The organism is Methanomassiliicoccales archaeon, assembly GCA_036504055.1.
In the GTDB taxonomy this organism is placed as follows: domain Archaea; phylum Thermoplasmatota; class Thermoplasmata; order Methanomassiliicoccales; family UBA472; genus DASXVU01.
Map to the genome: position 1 here is coordinate 15,142 of DASXVU010000031.1, position 14,663 is coordinate 29,804.

Here is a 14,663-nt window from a genome sequence, read left to right on the forward strand (position 1 = left end):
CGACCCTTCTCAACCCAATAAGAATTACCCGATGAAAACCGGAAACAAAATGCTCAAAAAATTTGTTAAATAGGATGCTCCGGTATCCTTGGGATGACAAGTAAGGTCGATACCATGACGAAAAGCATGTTCTTCTATTCCACCACCATCGGTCGCATTGGTATCGCGGAGGATGAAAACGCGATATCGAACCTGTGGTTCCCAAAAGAGAGAGCTCCCAATGATGCCGTCGAACTGGAGACCGGGCTGCTGCGCGAGGCGCATGGACAGTTATCGGAATATCTTTCAGGAGAGAGGAAGGAGTTCACAGTACATCTGGCCCCAGCGGGAACACCATTCCAGAGAAAGGTATGGGAAAGCCTTTTGAAAATCCCATATGGACAAACAAAGAGCTATGGCGCTGTTGCCAAGGACATAGGTTCTCCGGGGGCATCGAGGGCGGTGGGCATGGCGAACAACCGGAACCCGATCTCCATATTCATCCCCTGCCACCGAGTGATCGGAGCCGACGGAAAGCTGATCGGATATCTGGGAGGATTGGACACCAAGAAAAGGCTTCTTGACCTGGAAAGAAACAACCCTTGACCCATCCATAGATTGAATTGAATATATGGAGGGAATATTAGTGACAACGGAACGGCAGGAGATCAATAATGCGGAGAAACGCCTCAGACCCTCTTGAGCAACAGAGATGGGATGCAGTTCAGAAGGGAGATGCAGTCTTCGATGGCGTTTTCTTCTACGGAGTGAGAACGACCGGGGTTTATTGCCGGCCTTCGTGCAGATCAAAGATACCTCTCAGGAAGAACGTGGAGTTCTTTGATAGTGCAGAGAAGGCCGAGGAAAGGGGTTTCCGGCCATGCAAGCGCTGCAAGCCAGATCTTTCTGGACAGGATAGAGATAACTCCACTATCGACCAGTTAAAGAAGGTATGCGACCGCTATTTCGATGACCGGGAACGCCTATCCGCTGAGCTGGAACGGCTCGACGTCCATCAGAACCGAGTGGCCCGTCAATTCCATCGTGAGTATCACACCACCCCTTCGAAATACATCAATGAGCTGAGAGTGTCAAAGGCCGAGAGACTGCTCCAGGGATCAGACAAGAGCATGCTCCAGATCGCCTCCGAATGTGGATTCGGGAGCGTATCGAGCTTCTATGCGTCCTACAAGGCCAAGTATGGCCGGACCCCGTCCGAGTCTAGAACCCACCGGCCAAGGGCGGAATCAGTGGATAGGAATAACCGATAGATCGAGAGTAGCGGATGAAACCGAAAATACGAGGATAAGAGCCAACATACTGTCTTCCATTGGACCGATCAAGAAATGATCAGCCAATATCCAACCGCTAAGGTTACCCGGTTACCAAATAAATTACACGCATTACATCATCCAGATGTGAAATTGCGTTATTAGTAACTATTTGAGATTAATGGCAATAATTAGAGGCGGACGAGAGGGGATTCGAACCCCTGACCTGCAGCTTAGGAGGCTGCTGCCATATCCATGCTAGGCCACTCGTCCATCGAAAGGAGTTTGGTAAAGCGTTTCAACATGCAAGGGGAGATAGGGAACTGAAATTCAGCTCTTGTCCTCTTCGGAGCCGAGCTCCTCAGGGGCCTTCTCTTCGGCCTTGGCCTCGTCCTTCTTGACGTACTCCTCGATCAGGTCGACAGTGACCTTTCCGAAGAGCTCGCGGAGGTCGGCTACGACCTTGTACTTGGCCATGGTCCATTTGGAATCGTACTTGCATACGTCCGGGAGGACCAGCTTGACGACGTCTTCTTCCTTGGTGATGACGAATCCTTCCGATGTACCGTAGTCCATCTCGAGCATCGCCTTGACCTTGTTCTCGTCGCCCTCGATCTTCTCAACGATGGTGAAGACGTATTTCAGGGATTGCCCAGCGAAGCGCCTGTTGAAATCGACCTTGACACGGCCGGCGGAGACCGATGTGACTATGCCGGTCTTGTTGTGCATGGTGACCTCCATGCCCGGGTGCGGCTCGACGTCCTGCTTCAGGAACTCGCGTACCGAGTGCACCTCGACCAGCTTCGGGTCCCTTGGTCCGGCCGCCTTCTCTGGCGGGATGATGACCTCGGTCTCCTTGCCGACCTCGGCCCCGATCAGGGCCTCGTCCAGTCCCTCGAAGATGCGGCCACCGCCGACGAGCAGAGGCATCGGGGCGTAGGTGAACTTCTCGTTGAAGATACCTGCTTCCTTGGCGCTCTCCTCCTTCGTGGTGTCGATCATTTCGTTGGTGTCGACGGTCCATGCGTTGTACTCGATCCTGATGATGTCGCCCTTGGCAACCTGTGCAGAGTTTTCAGTTGACATGAAATTCACCATGAAATTAGTCGTCTGATTTGACTCCCTTCAATCCATGATTGTTCTTATAAGTTTTGGTGTCCACCAAGCCTGAAAGTCCTTCGTCAGGGTCAAAATCCGGGCATTTTTCTAGCCGATCGAAATCGCCCTCCTGGAGAATGTGATGGCCATAGCTCATATCTTCGTGAGCGACTCCACCGTTTCTCGGTCCAGAGCTTTGGCGAGCTCAAGGCAGAGCTTGACCGAGTTCTCCTGGTCCTGGAGGTCGAAAACGCCAACATGCGAGTGGATATGCCTGACCGGTATCCCCACCGCTATCGTCGGAACGCCTGTGTTGGCAACATGGATCGCCATCCCGTCAGTGCTGCCTCCTTTGACATAGGATAACTGGTAAGGTATCTTCTTTTTCTTGCAGATCGAGAACACCAGCTCCTTCAATGGCTGATTGGGTATCATTCCCCCGTCCCAGATGGTAATGGCCAACCCGCAACCCATCCGTGCCGGGGCCAGGATGGGGTCGATGCCAGGAACGTCACCGGCGATGTCCACGTCGACTATGATCGCCACATCGGGACGCACGCTATTGGCCACGGTCTTCGCCCCGCGGGTGCCTACCTCTTCCTGGACCGTGCACGCCGCCACCACCTTGTTCGGATGATGGATCCCGCCTTCCTTGATGGACCGCAATGTGTCAAGGACGGTGCAGACGCCCAAACGGTCATCGAACGCCTTGCCCATGGCCAAGGTCCTTTTGCCGGCCTTCTTGCCGTCCTTGAACGCGGTCTTGGTGAACCAGCGGAACTGGCTGTCCGGCACCACGCAGTCCCCGAGCCTGACCCCGCATTCCTCGGCCTCTTCCTTGTTCGCGCATCCGACGTCTATGAACATCTTGTCCTTGGTGACCACCTTCTTCAGCTCCTCGGACTCCATCAGATGGGGTGGTTTGCAGGCTATGACGCCGTTGATGGGGCCCTTGTTGGTCATGACCAACACGCGCTGACCCAGAAGCACCTGGTCGAACCAGCCGCCCAACTGGTTGAAAGTGAGATATCCATGAGACTCGATGCCGGTCACGATGAAGCCGCATTCATCCATATGGGCAGCGAACAGGATGGTCGGGCCATCATCGCCTACCTTCTCGAACATCAGATTGCCGATGTTGTCATTATAGACCTTGTCGGCGAACTCGGAGGCGTAGTCTTTGCACATGAGAGCGACGCTCCTTTCGAAACCTGATGGTCCGGGAGCGTTGCACAGTCCTTCGATCATTTTTAGAGATTTTTTGTCCATTGGAATCGCCAGACCACGATAAGTTTCCTCACCCTGCTGCTGTATTGCTGAAATCCAGCTCATCCGATAAATACATTGGTCCATGGCCGAGGACACGTGCCCTACATCCAGCCTTATCGCAGTGTGTTTCTATCAAAGGCGTATACGGGCCCCCTCCCAGATGTTGATGACGATGACGATAACGAATCAATCATTGGGCGACCTCAAAGAGGCCGCGATGGAAGACGCCTGGTATGAGATGGAGGGTGCCTATGAGGTCTACGGCATCGGACGCTGCCGGTTCGTCCTGCTCCATTGCCGAATGGCCATGCTGATCGGCATCGTTCTTCTGGCGAACGTGAAAGGGATTCCGTTGTCAGAAGGAGGGATCGAGAGAACCGCCAGGGACCTGAACATGCCAAAGCACCTGATCGATTCCTGCAGTGACATTGACCGGACCGGAAGGTATCCGCTCCTGCTCAAGAAACGAGAGGACGAACAGCAATATGCCGCCACCATCCTGAGCCAGACCCTCGAGGTGTTCGAATGGATAAGAGCCGAGATGGAAATCGATCGATCGAACATGTCTGAATGATCAAGATGCATTGACCCATCGGCCCGGCCATTTTGGCCGAATTGAAAAATTGGTGTCGGACTCAATTATTAAATATCACACGGTCAGAATCATTCCTCATTGAACAAATTGAAAGGCAATCGACGGGCGATCAGTGGACTGACCATACTGATCGTCATACTACTGGTCTCGACGGCGATGCTCGCTGCTTTCCTGGCCTATTCCGATATCAAGACTGGAGGCATGAGGGAGATATGGAGGTTCGGCGAGAACGATCTCGCAGGCAAACCGTCCAATATGAGTCTCATGTACCAAGGTGACGACGGTACGATATATGCCTTTGAGACTCAGAGCTATTATCCCAACTATTTCATGGCCTTTAATCAAGATGGGAACCTCAAGTGGAGGACCGGGGTCAATGCTCAACCCTATCCCGTCCAGGGACCAGATGGAAGATTCTACTATGTCGATTGGCCTTACATCACATATTGGATGGATGACACGAGCAAGGGAGGGTGGTACAATCTCACCTCATTGGACAGTAATGGTGACTATAGGTGGAGTTACCTGGTCGAGAACGGCACCCTCTCTATTCTGGCCATCTACCCCGACGGGACCGTCATCGCCCATCATTACAACAGCGAATATGACAGCGCTACCGGGACTTATGTCACCCTGCTCGATACCATCATCGAGATATCGAACAACGGGACCGAGCTGTGGCAGATAGACCGGCCTTTGCCCGATATGGCCATCCAAGATCCGCGGATCAGTTCGAATGGGACCTTCGTGATGAACGCGTATGATGGAGGTGGAACGTACGAGATCGGTATCTTCAAGAACGGTACCTCCGGATACATCCAGAAGGCGGATTTCGTTCCTGGATCATCTCCTGGCCAATCGAGCAAGAGAGACGGAGTACAATATGAGGTCAGGCGGACCTTCACGGATAACGAGACCTCGGTCATCGGTCTGTATGCCAACAACGTCTCCGACGGAGGCCAGGTCTGGAAGACCGTGCTTGCACATTCGGATAACCCGAACAATTTCACGGCCGGATACTGGGTAGGGCAGGACGCTATCGTGGACCGGGACGGGATCATCTATTGCGGGGACATCATCGGCAACCATACCTATGCCATCGATCCTAACGGGACCGTCAGATGGCAGGGACCATACCTTGGAGTGATCTGGGCGACGTTCACCGACGGAGGCATCCTGGTAAGCGATGGTACTTCCATCAAAAGGGTGCAGGCTGACGGATCAACGGTCTGGGAATACAATGTCGGTAAGCTAGGGTCCGATTACAGCAGGGTGTTGTTGAGCCCGGACCAGGCGGTCTACTATAGCCTCGGGTCCACCATTGTGGCTTTGGGCCATCCTAACAATGTCGGCGGCAGCACCATCATAATCGTAATCATAATTGCTTTCGACCTCATTGTGGTCGGTGTCTACGGTAGGATGGTTTGGGCAGGCAGGAAAAGAAGAAGGGCTCGGGAAGAGGTTGGCCCTTCTCCCAAGAAAAAGGCGACTGGAAAGAAATGATGGAACGCATATCGGAATGATGTTGACGCGCTCGATGATGGTGGCTCTTTGTCGGGATTCATGGGATAAACCATTTTATCCTTGATGCCATTACGAGGGACAAGGCCACCATAGCTCAGCCCGGTTGAGCGGCTGACTTGTAATCAGCAGGCCGGGAGTTCGAATCTCCCTGGTGGCTCCATAGTCTTCTAAAACCATCATCCGCCATTCATCGTGTTACCGCCGTCCGACGGGAGTATCTGTAAACACTCCTTTTAACCCTGTCAATTTCCCTCCGGACAACATTTAAAGAGAAACGTTGATGCGAATAGATTAGTAATAGTGCATTCCTAGCCGTCCTAGAGAATAACAAGGACTATTTACAATGAAAACAAATGAGAAGAGACCGCTGGCTGATGTAGAAAAGGAATATCTGGGCAAAGTATGGACCGCGAGCATGGACCACGAACCGGGATTGGAAGGATTCCGATATTGGGTCTCGGAAAGGGACGGCACCATCTGCAAGATCATGGAAGACAGCGGTGTGGATGAAATGGCTCTTAGAAAATCGCGTAAGAAGAAGAAAAATTGAGATCTGACCGTTGGGACCTTAGTCCCAATAGATGTCGTTCTCACGGAACCCGACCTTCAAGACCAGTATCCTGAAGTCGTGCGAGATCACCGGGTTACCATGGACATCTCCGGGCTCACATACCAAAATATCGCCTGGACTCATGGTCACTTTCATTCCATTGATGAGGAACGGCGCTTCGTCAAGGGCGTAGAAGATCTCCGTCTGGTATCGATGATGATGCTGGCGGACGGTCTCCCCTCTGCGGAACTCCACCTCCTGGATGAAAGAGCCGGGAATGCCCAGAGCCGATTCGTCGATCAGCACCTTCTTCGTGTATCCTTCCCCCGGCACGACCTTGGCCGCATCATGCTTGAAGTGCTTCATCTCGCTACTTCCGGACCGCATCCCCTATCGCTTTTTCCAATACGTCCAACCCAGCATCGATCTGTTCCAACGGGGTTATGATCGGCGGTATGACCCGGATGCCGGACTTGCCGCAACCCAGGGTTATCAGGCCGCGCTTCATGCATAGCTCGTCCACCTTATCGCGTAGCCTGCAGGCGGGGGTCTTGCTCTTCCGGTCCTCGACCAGCTCGATCGCCTGCATCATGCCGAATCCGCGGACGTCCCCGATCTGCTCATACCTGTCCTGCATCTCTTCGAGGCGCTTCCTGAGGTGGACCCCTTTCTTGGCCGCCATGTCCACGATGCCTTCCTCCTCGTAGACGTCAAGGGTGGCCATCGCCGACGCGCAGGCGACGCAGTTGCCGCCGTAGGTGTTGGAGTGAGCGCCCTTTACCTTCCAATCCAGTTCGGACCGGAAGGTGGTGGCGGCGATCGGCAGGCCGGAGCCGAGCGATTTCGCCATACACGCCACATCTGGCTCGATGCCGTGGTGCTCGATGCACCACATCTTGCCCGAACGGCCCATGCCAGCCTGCACCTCGTCGTCCACCAGCAGGATGCCTTCCTTGTTGATGATGTCATAGATCTTCTTCGCCCAACCGACCGGCGGGACGATGTAGCCCCCCTCTCCCTGGACCGGTTCCATGAAAAGGGCTGCCACCTCCTCCGGCGGGGTGATGGTATCGAAATATATCTCCTTCAGGATGTCTGCGCACCAGATACCGCATGAAGGATATTCCAGATGGTACGGGCACCGGTAGCAGTAAGCATAAGGAATGTGAGTGACGCCAGGTATCATCGGAGCATATCGTTCCCTCTGCACCCTCTTCGACGCCGTGAGGGAGAGCGATCCCAATGTTCGACCATGGAACGCCCCGATGAAGGCGATGAATTGTTTCCGGTCTGGCCTGTTCCATCTGGCAAGCTTCATTGCCGCTTCGATCGACTCGGCTCCGGAGTTGGAAAAGAATATCTTCTTCTTGTAATGTCCCGGACCCACCTGGCAGAGACGTTTGGCCAGTTCGGACTGGATATCATAGTAATAATCGGTCCCGGCGAAGTGCATCAGTTTTGCCGCCTGCTCCTGCACCGCCTTGACCACCTTCGGATGGCAGTGGCCGATGTTCAACACCGCCACACCGCTGGCGAAGTCCAGGAGCGTGTTCCCGTCGACATCGCGGATCACGGCACCGGAAGCGCTCTCCACCGCTATCGGTGCCGCCTTGGTCGAGGTGGCAACGAACTCGTTGTCCATCTCGATTATCTTTTTTGCATTCGGCCCCGGTGGTTCGACGATTATGTTGGGAACTTTCTCCAATGTATCGCGCTCCGTCGTCCAGACCAACGATAATCGTAGCCAACATTATTTGATGCTTTGCCGGAGACCGTCCAGTGGCGTTTTGGGACGAGGGCGCTGCCGCCCGCGCTACTCTTCGATGCCTTCCGCCAGTTCAGCGCTGGCGATCATCTTGGAGAGTATCTCGTAGGCGTGTATCATATCCTTCTCGTCCACGATGAAGATGGTATCGGTGTAGCAGGAGACGGACTCAGCCACGTTGACGTTGTTCTCGGACAGGTTGGAGGAAAGATATGAGAAGACGCCGCTCGTCTCCATGATCTTCTCCGGGGACTTGACGGATATCTCCACCAGACTTGGGCGCACCCTGAGCACGTTCTCCTTGCCCACCGCGTTCACGACCTCGTTCTTGAGCTTCTCGTCGGCGATGATGGTAATGGCATGAGCGCCCTGGATCACCTGCATGATGGCCTTCTCGTTGATCAGCCTCTGGAAGATGGTCTCCAGCTTATGAAGCACGGTCCAGTCGTTCTTGGCTGTGACGGCGCAGACCTTGGTCTTGACCTCCAGGCGGCTGTTGCCCAATATCTTGAGGACATCCTTCTCGTGGTCCTTCTTAGAGAGCTTCACCGAATAACGCCTGCAGGCTATCATGACCGCCTCCTCGTTCTTCACGCTGAGGTCCTTCATGATCAGTCTTGCGAGCGATGAGTAATTGATGAGATCCTTGGAGATGCAGTCCTTGATGCTTGGATGGGCGTCGATATAGGCCCTGGTCTTTTCAGCTATGCTCTCCTTGGGAGCCTGTTCTTTCATGTAAGTCAAACATATAATAAAAGAGATATTTGAGCATGTCTGTTTTTAGACACATTGCTCATTGGCCGGAGAGGAACGACTCCAAAGAATCGTTGAAGACCCTCACCGAGGCGTCGGAGATGATCAGTGGAGGCACCACCCGTACCACCTTGGCGGCGGCCACATTGATCAGGAGCCGCCTTTCCAGCCCGTACCTCTGGAACTCTTTTGCCTTGTCACCCATCTCGATACCGGTCATCAGACCGATGCCACGAACGTCCTTTACGACCTCGTGACCGGAAACGATCTTTGCCAGGTCGGAACGCCACCTATCGCCAAGTTCGGCCGAGCGCTCCACCAGTTTATCCTTCTTCATGGTGTCGATGACCGCGCAGGCGGCCGCGCAGGCGAGAGGGTTCCCGCCGAAAGTGGTCCCGTGCGACCCAGGGGTGAATGCCTTGGATATCTCCCTTGTGGAGACCAGGGCACCGATGGGAACGCCCCCGCCAAGCGCTTTGGCCAGGGTGATCATGTCCGGCACTATGTTGAAATGCTGGAAACCGAACCATTTGCCCGTGCGTCCCATGCCGGTCTGTACCTCATCGATGATCAACAGCGCGCCGGTGTCGCTGCAGACGTCCCGGGCGGTCTTGACGAACTCGCGCGTGGCGGACAGGACACCTCCCTCCCCTTGAACCGGTTCCAGCATGACCCCGGCGGTTTCCTTGGTCACGGCCGTCTTCATGGCCTCTGGGTCATTGAAAGGGACGAAGGAGAAGGCCTGCGACAGCAATGGCTCGAAACCGGTCTGATATTTCACCTGACCGGTCGCGGAAAGCGCACCCGCCGTGCGGCCGTGGAAGGAGTTCTTGCAGGCCACGAATTGCTTCCGCCCGGTGGCCTTGGAGGCCAGCTTCAGCGCCGCTTCGTTCGCCTCGGCCCCGCTGTTGACGAACATGGAGACCCCCAACGGACTGGGCACTATCGATGCGATCGCCTCCCCCAGATCGGCCTGTTCCTGAACGTAGTAAAGGTTCGACACGTGGATCATCTTTTGGGCCTGTTCGGATATGGCCCTCACCAGCGCTGGATGGTTGTGTCCCAGGGCGTTGACCGCGATGCCGGCCACGTAATCGGTATAACGGTTCCCCTCCAGGTCGTAGAGGAACTCCTTCTCCCCGCGAGAGAAACAGATGTCCTCGCGGCCGTAGTTCTGGAATAGGTATGCTGAACTTAGTAACTTGACTTCTTCGAAATCCATGTCGATCACTTGTATGATTAATGCCTCTGATATTTATCCTCAGGTCTAAGGTTTTATCCGGGTGCCCCGGTTCTCTCCCACCAGGAGCTGGGCCACGATCGCCTCGGGGTCTTTCCCGCAGATGATGTTCGCTGTGCCCCCCTTCGTAACGGCAAGGCAGCAGGCTTCCAGCTTGGGGATCATCCCTTCCTTGACGATCCCATCGGCGACCAGCTGGGCCACCTCTTCCGTTCTTATCTCCCGTATGACCGAATCAAGGTTCCCGAACTCCCTCATGAGGCCGGGAACATCGGTCACCAGAAGGAACTCGGCCGCCCGGACCGCCCTGGCCACGTGGGCCGCCGCGGTGTCTGCGTTGACATTGTACAGATGCCCTTCGTCGTCGGCGCATATCGAGTAGATGACCGGAACGAAGCCCAGTCCGGCGAGCCATTCGATGGACCTTGGGTCTACGGAAACGACCTCGCCCACGTGACCCAGGTCGGCCACGACCTCGGAACCGTTCTCGATGCCGGTGACCGGGCCCATCTTGCGGCACATGATCGTTCCACACTCTGATCCCGCCAGCCCTATCGCCTTGACCCCCTCCTCTCGTATGGAGGAGACCAGGGAATCGTTGATCCGACCCAGGACGGTCTTCGCCACCATGAGCGTGTTGTCATCGGTGACCCTCAGCCCCAGCACCTTCCGCACCGGCAGACCGTTCTTCTTCATCTCCTCGGTGATCTCCGGGCCGCCGCCGTGGACGATGACCGGTCTGACCCCCAGCGACACCAACAGAGCGATGTCCCGGCTGAAACGGCCCTGGTCGTTGGCCCCGCCGAGGGAGCTGCCGCCGAACTTGATGACGACCGTCTTGCCCCGTAGCTCCTGTGCCCGTGGATACTCCGAACCGTTGATGGCCATGTGACCCCTCAGGTAGTGTACATGGCGTTGATCTTCACGTAATCGTACGTCAGATCGCAGCCCCATGCCTCGCCCGATGAAAAGCCGACCGCCAGATACAGTTCCATGATGACCTTCTTGCCTGAGAGGACCTTTCTCACGTCGATCTCCGATTGGGTCCCGGGTATCATGGTGGGAGAACCGTGTTCGAACAGCGTCACGGTGGTCTCGTCGTCGCTCAATTTGAGGACCACCTCATCCAGTTTGAAATCCGCGCCTGAATTGCCCAGGGCCGACAGTATCCTGCCGAAGTTCGGGTCTGCCCCGAACACCGCGGTCTTCACCAGATTTGATGAGATGATGCCTTTGGCGGCGAGCCTGGCCTCCTTTGGGTCCTTGGCACCGGTGACCCTGACCTCGATGAGCTTGGTGGCCCCTTCCCCGTCGATGACCACCTTCTTGGCCAGCATCTGCGCCACATAGCGCACGCCATCCCAGAATACGGCGTCGTTGTCTGCTGCCGCTCCTCCGGCGCACCCGTTGGCCATCAGGATCGAGATGTCGTTGGTGCTCTGGTCCCCGTCCACGCTGATGACGTTGAACGACTGGTCCATCATCTCCTGCCACTGCCTGTTGACGTTCTTCTCCAGCATGGCATCGGTGGTGATGAACGACAGCGTGGTGGCATGGAGCACCTTGACGTTCGGCGATATCATGCCGCTGCCTTTGGTTATACCGGCGATGGTGACCACGGTTCCATCCTTCAAGGTGACCTTGCAGGCCGCCTGCTTCTCAACGGTGTCCGTGGTCATGATGGCCCGGGCAGCGGCCAGATCAGCATCCTTGCCCTGTCCGAGCTGCTTGACCGCCAGCGGGATCCCGCTCATGACCTTGTCCATGGGCAGGAAACGGGAGATGACCCCGGTGGAGGCTATGCCCACCAGTTCCTCCTTTAGCTTCAGTTCAGTGGCCAACCCGGAGATCATCTGGTTCGCATCGAACAGTCCGCGAGGCCCGGTGATGGCGTTAGCATTGCCGGAGTTGACTATCAGGGCCTGCAACATGCTGGGGTCCTTCTTCATCATGACCTCTATGGGAGCGGCGCGAACGCGGTTCTGAGTATAGGCCAGGGCGCAGCGGGCTGGCCGCTCTGAATATATGACGGCGAGGTCCAGCTTCTCTTTCTTGATGCCGCAGTGAATGCCTGCCGCCTTGAATCCCTTCGGCGAGGTGATCCCGCCTTCAATTATTTCCATTTTCAAACCCCCAGTCCCGGGAAATCCAGTCCCGTTTTCTCGTCCAGACCGAACATGATGTTACAGTTCTGGATCGCTTGGCCGGACGCTCCCTTCACCAGGTTGTCCAGCGTGCTCATTACTACCAGATTGAGTTCTCCCACGACCTCGAACCCGATCTCTACGAAATTGGATCCGGCCACCGATTGCATGGTGGGAATCGGTTCGAATTTGACGAAGCGCGAACCGGAATAGAAATCATGATACAATGAAACGATCTCCTCCTTGGTCATCGGTTCCTTCAGGCGCGGGTAGGATGTGCATAGCATACCCCTGACCACAGGAACCAGGTGCGGCGTGAATATGAGCTCGACCGGCGATCCGGAGAGCCTTTCCAGTATCATCTTGATCTCGGGCATGTGACGGTGCGATCCGACCTTATAGGGGGTCAGGCTGGCACCGCAGTTCGGATGATGGGTGGCCTTGGTGGGTTCGGCCCCTGCGCCCGACGTCCCGCTCTTGGCATCGATGATGACCCTTTCCTCGACCAGGCCGTTGGCGAAAAGCGGGGCAAGTCCCAGGGATGAGCAGGTGGGATAGCATCCAGGGTTGGCCACGAGAGCGGCTCCCTTGATCTTGTCCCGGAACAGTTCGGGGATACCATAGACCGCTTTGGCAAGGTTTTCCCGGTCGCGGTGATCCAGGCCATACCATTTCTTATAGAGCTCCGGGTCGAACAGACGGTAGTCCCCGGAAAGGTCGATGACCTTGACACCGGAAGCGGTGAGCTCCGGCACCACGTCCATTGAGGCCCCGTGAGGAGTAGCGGTGAACACCACATCGTAGTCGTTCCCCTGGAGCTTCTCAGTGAAGTTGAGGTCGACAAACCCGTTCAGGAACGGATGTGCCTTGGCGACCTTGAGCCCGGCATGCTGCCTGGAGGTCATTGCCTGGACCTTGATCTCCGGATGACGACACAGCAGGCGGGCCAATTCCCCGCCAGTATACCCCGAACCGCCGATTATCGCTGCACTTATCATGAATCTGTCCTCAATCACACTATGAAGAGTTGCCGAATTACGAAAGATGTTTATTAAGCATGATGACCCAAATGGGACAATCGCAATCTCCCCTGTCCCTGTCGGAACTATGGCCAGCCTAAGGGTTTTTCATTTTGTCCGAAAGAAGACGGACAAGGCCCCAAATGTCCCTCTGTTGTCATCATCGCTTAATAAGCTCCCTCCGCTCACCGACAAAGATTCACATGGCACCCAGCAAAAAGACTAGCAAATCATCGGTCAAGTCATCCGAACGCAAGAAGGTCGTTCTTGCTTACTCAGGCGGATTGGACACCTCGGTGGCCATCCGCTGGTTACAGGAGAAGTACGACGTCGACGTGATCGCTGTCGGTGTCGATGTGGGACAGCCGGGACAGATGGATGAGGCGATCGAGCGGGCATACACCATCGGTGCCGTCAAAGCCTACGCTGTGGATGCCAAGAAGGAGTTCGCCGAAAGCTACGTCTTCAAGGCCCTCAAGGCCAACGCCCTCTACATGGGCTCATATCCTATGGCCACCTCCATCGCCAGGCCGCTCATCGCCAAGATCCTGGTGGACGTGGCAAAGAAGGAGAAGGCCCAATACATAGCCCATGGATGCACCGCCAAGGGCAATGACCAGGTGCGTTTTGACGTATCCATCGGAGCACTGGCGCCGGACCTCGAGATCATCGCCCCGATGCGCGAGTGGGTCATGACCCGCGAGGAGGAGATCGAGTATGCCCGGAAGAACAAGATCCCCATTAAAGTGAAGAAGGCCACACCATACAGCACCGACGAGAACCTCTGGGGGCGGTCCTGCGAATGCGGATGCCTAGAGGATGCATGGCAGGAGCCCCCGGAAGATGCGTTCGAGTGGACCAAGAGCCCGGCCGCGGCGCCGGACAAGCCGACCTATGTGGAGATAGGGTTCGAGAAGGGGCTTCCGGTCTCTCTGGACGGCAAGAAATACAGCCCCGTGGACCTGATCGAGAAGCTCAACGTCCTGGCGGGCGAGAACGGGGTCGGCCGGATCGATCAGGTGGAGGACCGCCTGGTTGGCATAAAGTCCAGGGAGATCTATGAATCGCCGGCGGCGATCGTTCTGATCGAGGCCCATAAGGACCTTGAGAAAATGGTTCTGACCAAGGATGTCAACAACTTCAAGCGGCTTTCCGAGCAGCGGTATGCCGAGCTCTGCTACGATGGCCTGTGGTTCTCTCCCCTGAAGGACGCCCTTGATGCGTTCATGGACTCGACCCAGGAATATGTCACCGGAACCGTCCGCGTGAAGCTCTTCAAGGGAAGTGCATGTGTCGTCGGCAGGAAATCGAAATATTCGCTGTACGACCATGGACTGGCGACGTACGCCAAGGGAGACCAGTTCGATCACAGCTGTGCCAAGGGATTCATTTACGTCTGGGGATTGCCGCTGAAGAACGTGGCCTCGACCCAGAAGCTGAAGAAGTAGGTGCTGTG

The 14,663-nt window shown here is 55.7% G+C and carries 15 protein-coding genes and 2 tRNA genes; 7 read left to right on the plus strand and 10 right to left on the minus strand.

Annotated features, from left to right (window positions below; all coding sequences use genetic code 11):
- Positions 1-93: 93 nt before the first annotated feature.
- Together VGK23_07055 and VGK23_07060 are read left to right on the plus strand one after the other, a co-directional pair.
- Positions 94-585, plus strand: a complete 492-nt coding sequence (locus VGK23_07055; GenBank protein HEY3420294.1) for a methylated-DNA--[protein]-cysteine S-methyltransferase — start codon at positions 94-96, stop codon at positions 583-585.
- A gap of 68 nt (positions 586-653) precedes the next feature.
- On the plus strand, positions 654-1,250 hold the full coding sequence (locus VGK23_07060; protein HEY3420295.1) for an Ada metal-binding domain-containing protein: 597 nt from the start codon (positions 654-656) through the stop codon (positions 1,248-1,250).
- Between the two features lie 198 nt (positions 1,251-1,448).
- Here VGK23_07060 and VGK23_07065 read toward each other — a convergent pair.
- From VGK23_07065 to VGK23_07075, 3 genes are all read right to left on the minus strand, one after another.
- Positions 1,449-1,523, minus strand: a tRNA-Arg gene (locus tag VGK23_07065).
- A 57-nt stretch (positions 1,524-1,580) separates the two neighbouring features.
- Positions 1,581-2,336: a peptidylprolyl isomerase gene (locus VGK23_07070; GenBank protein HEY3420296.1), complete on the minus strand. Its 756-nt coding sequence runs from the start codon at positions 2,334-2,336 to the stop codon at positions 1,581-1,583.
- Between the two features lie 165 nt (positions 2,337-2,501).
- A complete protein-coding gene (locus VGK23_07075; protein ID HEY3420297.1) occupies positions 2,502-3,617 on the minus strand; it encodes a M42 family metallopeptidase in 1,116 nt (371 codons plus the stop codon).
- 172 nt (positions 3,618-3,789) lie between these two features.
- Between VGK23_07075 and VGK23_07080 the strand changes: the two genes are divergently transcribed.
- The 4 genes from VGK23_07080 (at position 3,790) to VGK23_07095 (ending at position 6,286) form a co-directional block, all read left to right on the plus strand.
- Positions 3,790-4,191 carry a hypothetical protein gene (locus VGK23_07080; GenBank protein ID HEY3420298.1) on the plus strand — a complete coding sequence of 134 codons (402 nt, stop codon included), beginning with the start codon at positions 3,790-3,792 and terminating at the stop codon, positions 4,189-4,191.
- A 99-nt stretch (positions 4,192-4,290) separates the two neighbouring features.
- Positions 4,291-5,715, plus strand: a complete 1,425-nt coding sequence (locus VGK23_07085; GenBank protein ID HEY3420299.1) for a hypothetical protein — start codon at positions 4,291-4,293, stop codon at positions 5,713-5,715.
- 104 nt (positions 5,716-5,819) lie between these two features.
- Positions 5,820-5,896, plus strand: a tRNA-Thr gene (locus VGK23_07090).
- A gap of 183 nt (positions 5,897-6,079) precedes the next feature.
- Complete coding sequence (locus VGK23_07095; protein HEY3420300.1) at positions 6,080-6,286, plus strand: hypothetical protein; 207 nt, start codon at positions 6,080-6,082, stop codon at positions 6,284-6,286.
- 18 nt (positions 6,287-6,304) lie between these two features.
- Here VGK23_07095 and VGK23_07100 read toward each other — a convergent pair whose 3' ends face one another.
- From VGK23_07100 to argC, 7 genes are all read right to left on the minus strand, one after another.
- Positions 6,305-6,652 (minus strand): cupin domain-containing protein, encoded by a 348-nt coding sequence (locus tag VGK23_07100; GenBank protein ID HEY3420301.1) that lies wholly within the window; start codon positions 6,650-6,652, stop codon positions 6,305-6,307.
- Positions 6,653-6,656: 4 nt separating this feature from the next.
- Positions 6,657-8,018, minus strand: a complete 1,362-nt coding sequence (locus VGK23_07105; GenBank protein ID HEY3420302.1) for an acetyl ornithine aminotransferase family protein — start codon at positions 8,016-8,018, stop codon at positions 6,657-6,659.
- An 81-nt stretch (positions 8,019-8,099) separates the two neighbouring features.
- Positions 8,100-8,786, minus strand: coding sequence for an ACT domain-containing protein (locus tag VGK23_07110; protein ID HEY3420303.1), 687 nt, complete (start codon positions 8,784-8,786; stop codon positions 8,100-8,102).
- Between the two features lie 58 nt (positions 8,787-8,844).
- Entirely contained in the window at positions 8,845-10,026 is a 1,182-nt protein-coding gene (locus tag VGK23_07115) for an aspartate aminotransferase family protein (GenBank protein ID HEY3420304.1), read from the minus strand.
- A gap of 45 nt (positions 10,027-10,071) precedes the next feature.
- Positions 10,072-10,932: an acetylglutamate kinase gene (gene argB, locus VGK23_07120; protein ID HEY3420305.1), complete on the minus strand. Its 861-nt coding sequence runs from the start codon at positions 10,930-10,932 to the stop codon at positions 10,072-10,074.
- An 8-nt stretch (positions 10,933-10,940) separates the two neighbouring features.
- Positions 10,941-12,167: a bifunctional ornithine acetyltransferase/N-acetylglutamate synthase gene (argJ, locus tag VGK23_07125; GenBank protein ID HEY3420306.1), complete on the minus strand. Its 1,227-nt coding sequence runs from the start codon at positions 12,165-12,167 to the stop codon at positions 10,941-10,943.
- 2 nt (positions 12,168-12,169) lie between these two features.
- Positions 12,170-13,186: an N-acetyl-gamma-glutamyl-phosphate reductase gene (argC, locus tag VGK23_07130; GenBank protein ID HEY3420307.1), complete on the minus strand. Its 1,017-nt coding sequence runs from the start codon at positions 13,184-13,186 to the stop codon at positions 12,170-12,172.
- Positions 13,187-13,410: 224 nt separating this feature from the next.
- On the opposite strand from argC, the gene VGK23_07135 reads away from it, so the two are divergent.
- Positions 13,411-14,655 carry an argininosuccinate synthase gene (locus tag VGK23_07135; protein HEY3420308.1) on the plus strand — a complete coding sequence of 415 codons (1,245 nt, stop codon included), beginning with the start codon at positions 13,411-13,413 and terminating at the stop codon, positions 14,653-14,655.
- Positions 14,656-14,663 lie beyond the last annotated feature (8 nt).

Coding starts and splice junctions, on each gene's coding strand:
- VGK23_07055 (HEY3420294.1), top strand. CDS start 94: ATGACAAGTAAGGTCGATACCATGACGAAAAGCATGTTCTTCTATTCC.
- VGK23_07060 (HEY3420295.1), top strand. CDS start 654: ATGCGGAGAAACGCCTCAGACCCTCTTGAGCAACAGAGATGGGATGCA.
- VGK23_07070 (HEY3420296.1), bottom strand. CDS start 2,336: ATGTCAACTGAAAACTCTGCACAGGTTGCCAAGGGCGACATCATCAGG.
- VGK23_07075 (HEY3420297.1), bottom strand. CDS start 3,617: ATGGACAAAAAATCTCTAAAAATGATCGAAGGACTGTGCAACGCTCCC.
- VGK23_07080 (HEY3420298.1), top strand. CDS start 3,790: ATGACGATAACGAATCAATCATTGGGCGACCTCAAAGAGGCCGCGATG.
- VGK23_07095 (HEY3420300.1), top strand. CDS start 6,080: ATGAAAACAAATGAGAAGAGACCGCTGGCTGATGTAGAAAAGGAATAT.
- VGK23_07100 (HEY3420301.1), bottom strand. CDS start 6,652: ATGAAGCACTTCAAGCATGATGCGGCCAAGGTCGTGCCGGGGGAAGGA.
- VGK23_07110 (HEY3420303.1), bottom strand. CDS start 8,786: ATGAAAGAACAGGCTCCCAAGGAGAGCATAGCTGAAAAGACCAGGGCC.
- VGK23_07115 (HEY3420304.1), bottom strand. CDS start 10,026: ATGGATTTCGAAGAAGTCAAGTTACTAAGTTCAGCATACCTATTCCAG.
- argB (HEY3420305.1), bottom strand. CDS start 10,932: ATGGCCATCAACGGTTCGGAGTATCCACGGGCACAGGAGCTACGGGGC.
- argJ (HEY3420306.1), bottom strand. CDS start 12,167: ATGGAAATAATTGAAGGCGGGATCACCTCGCCGAAGGGATTCAAGGCG.
- argC (HEY3420307.1), bottom strand. CDS start 13,186: ATGATAAGTGCAGCGATAATCGGCGGTTCGGGGTATACTGGCGGGGAA.
- VGK23_07135 (HEY3420308.1), top strand. CDS start 13,411: ATGGCACCCAGCAAAAAGACTAGCAAATCATCGGTCAAGTCATCCGAA.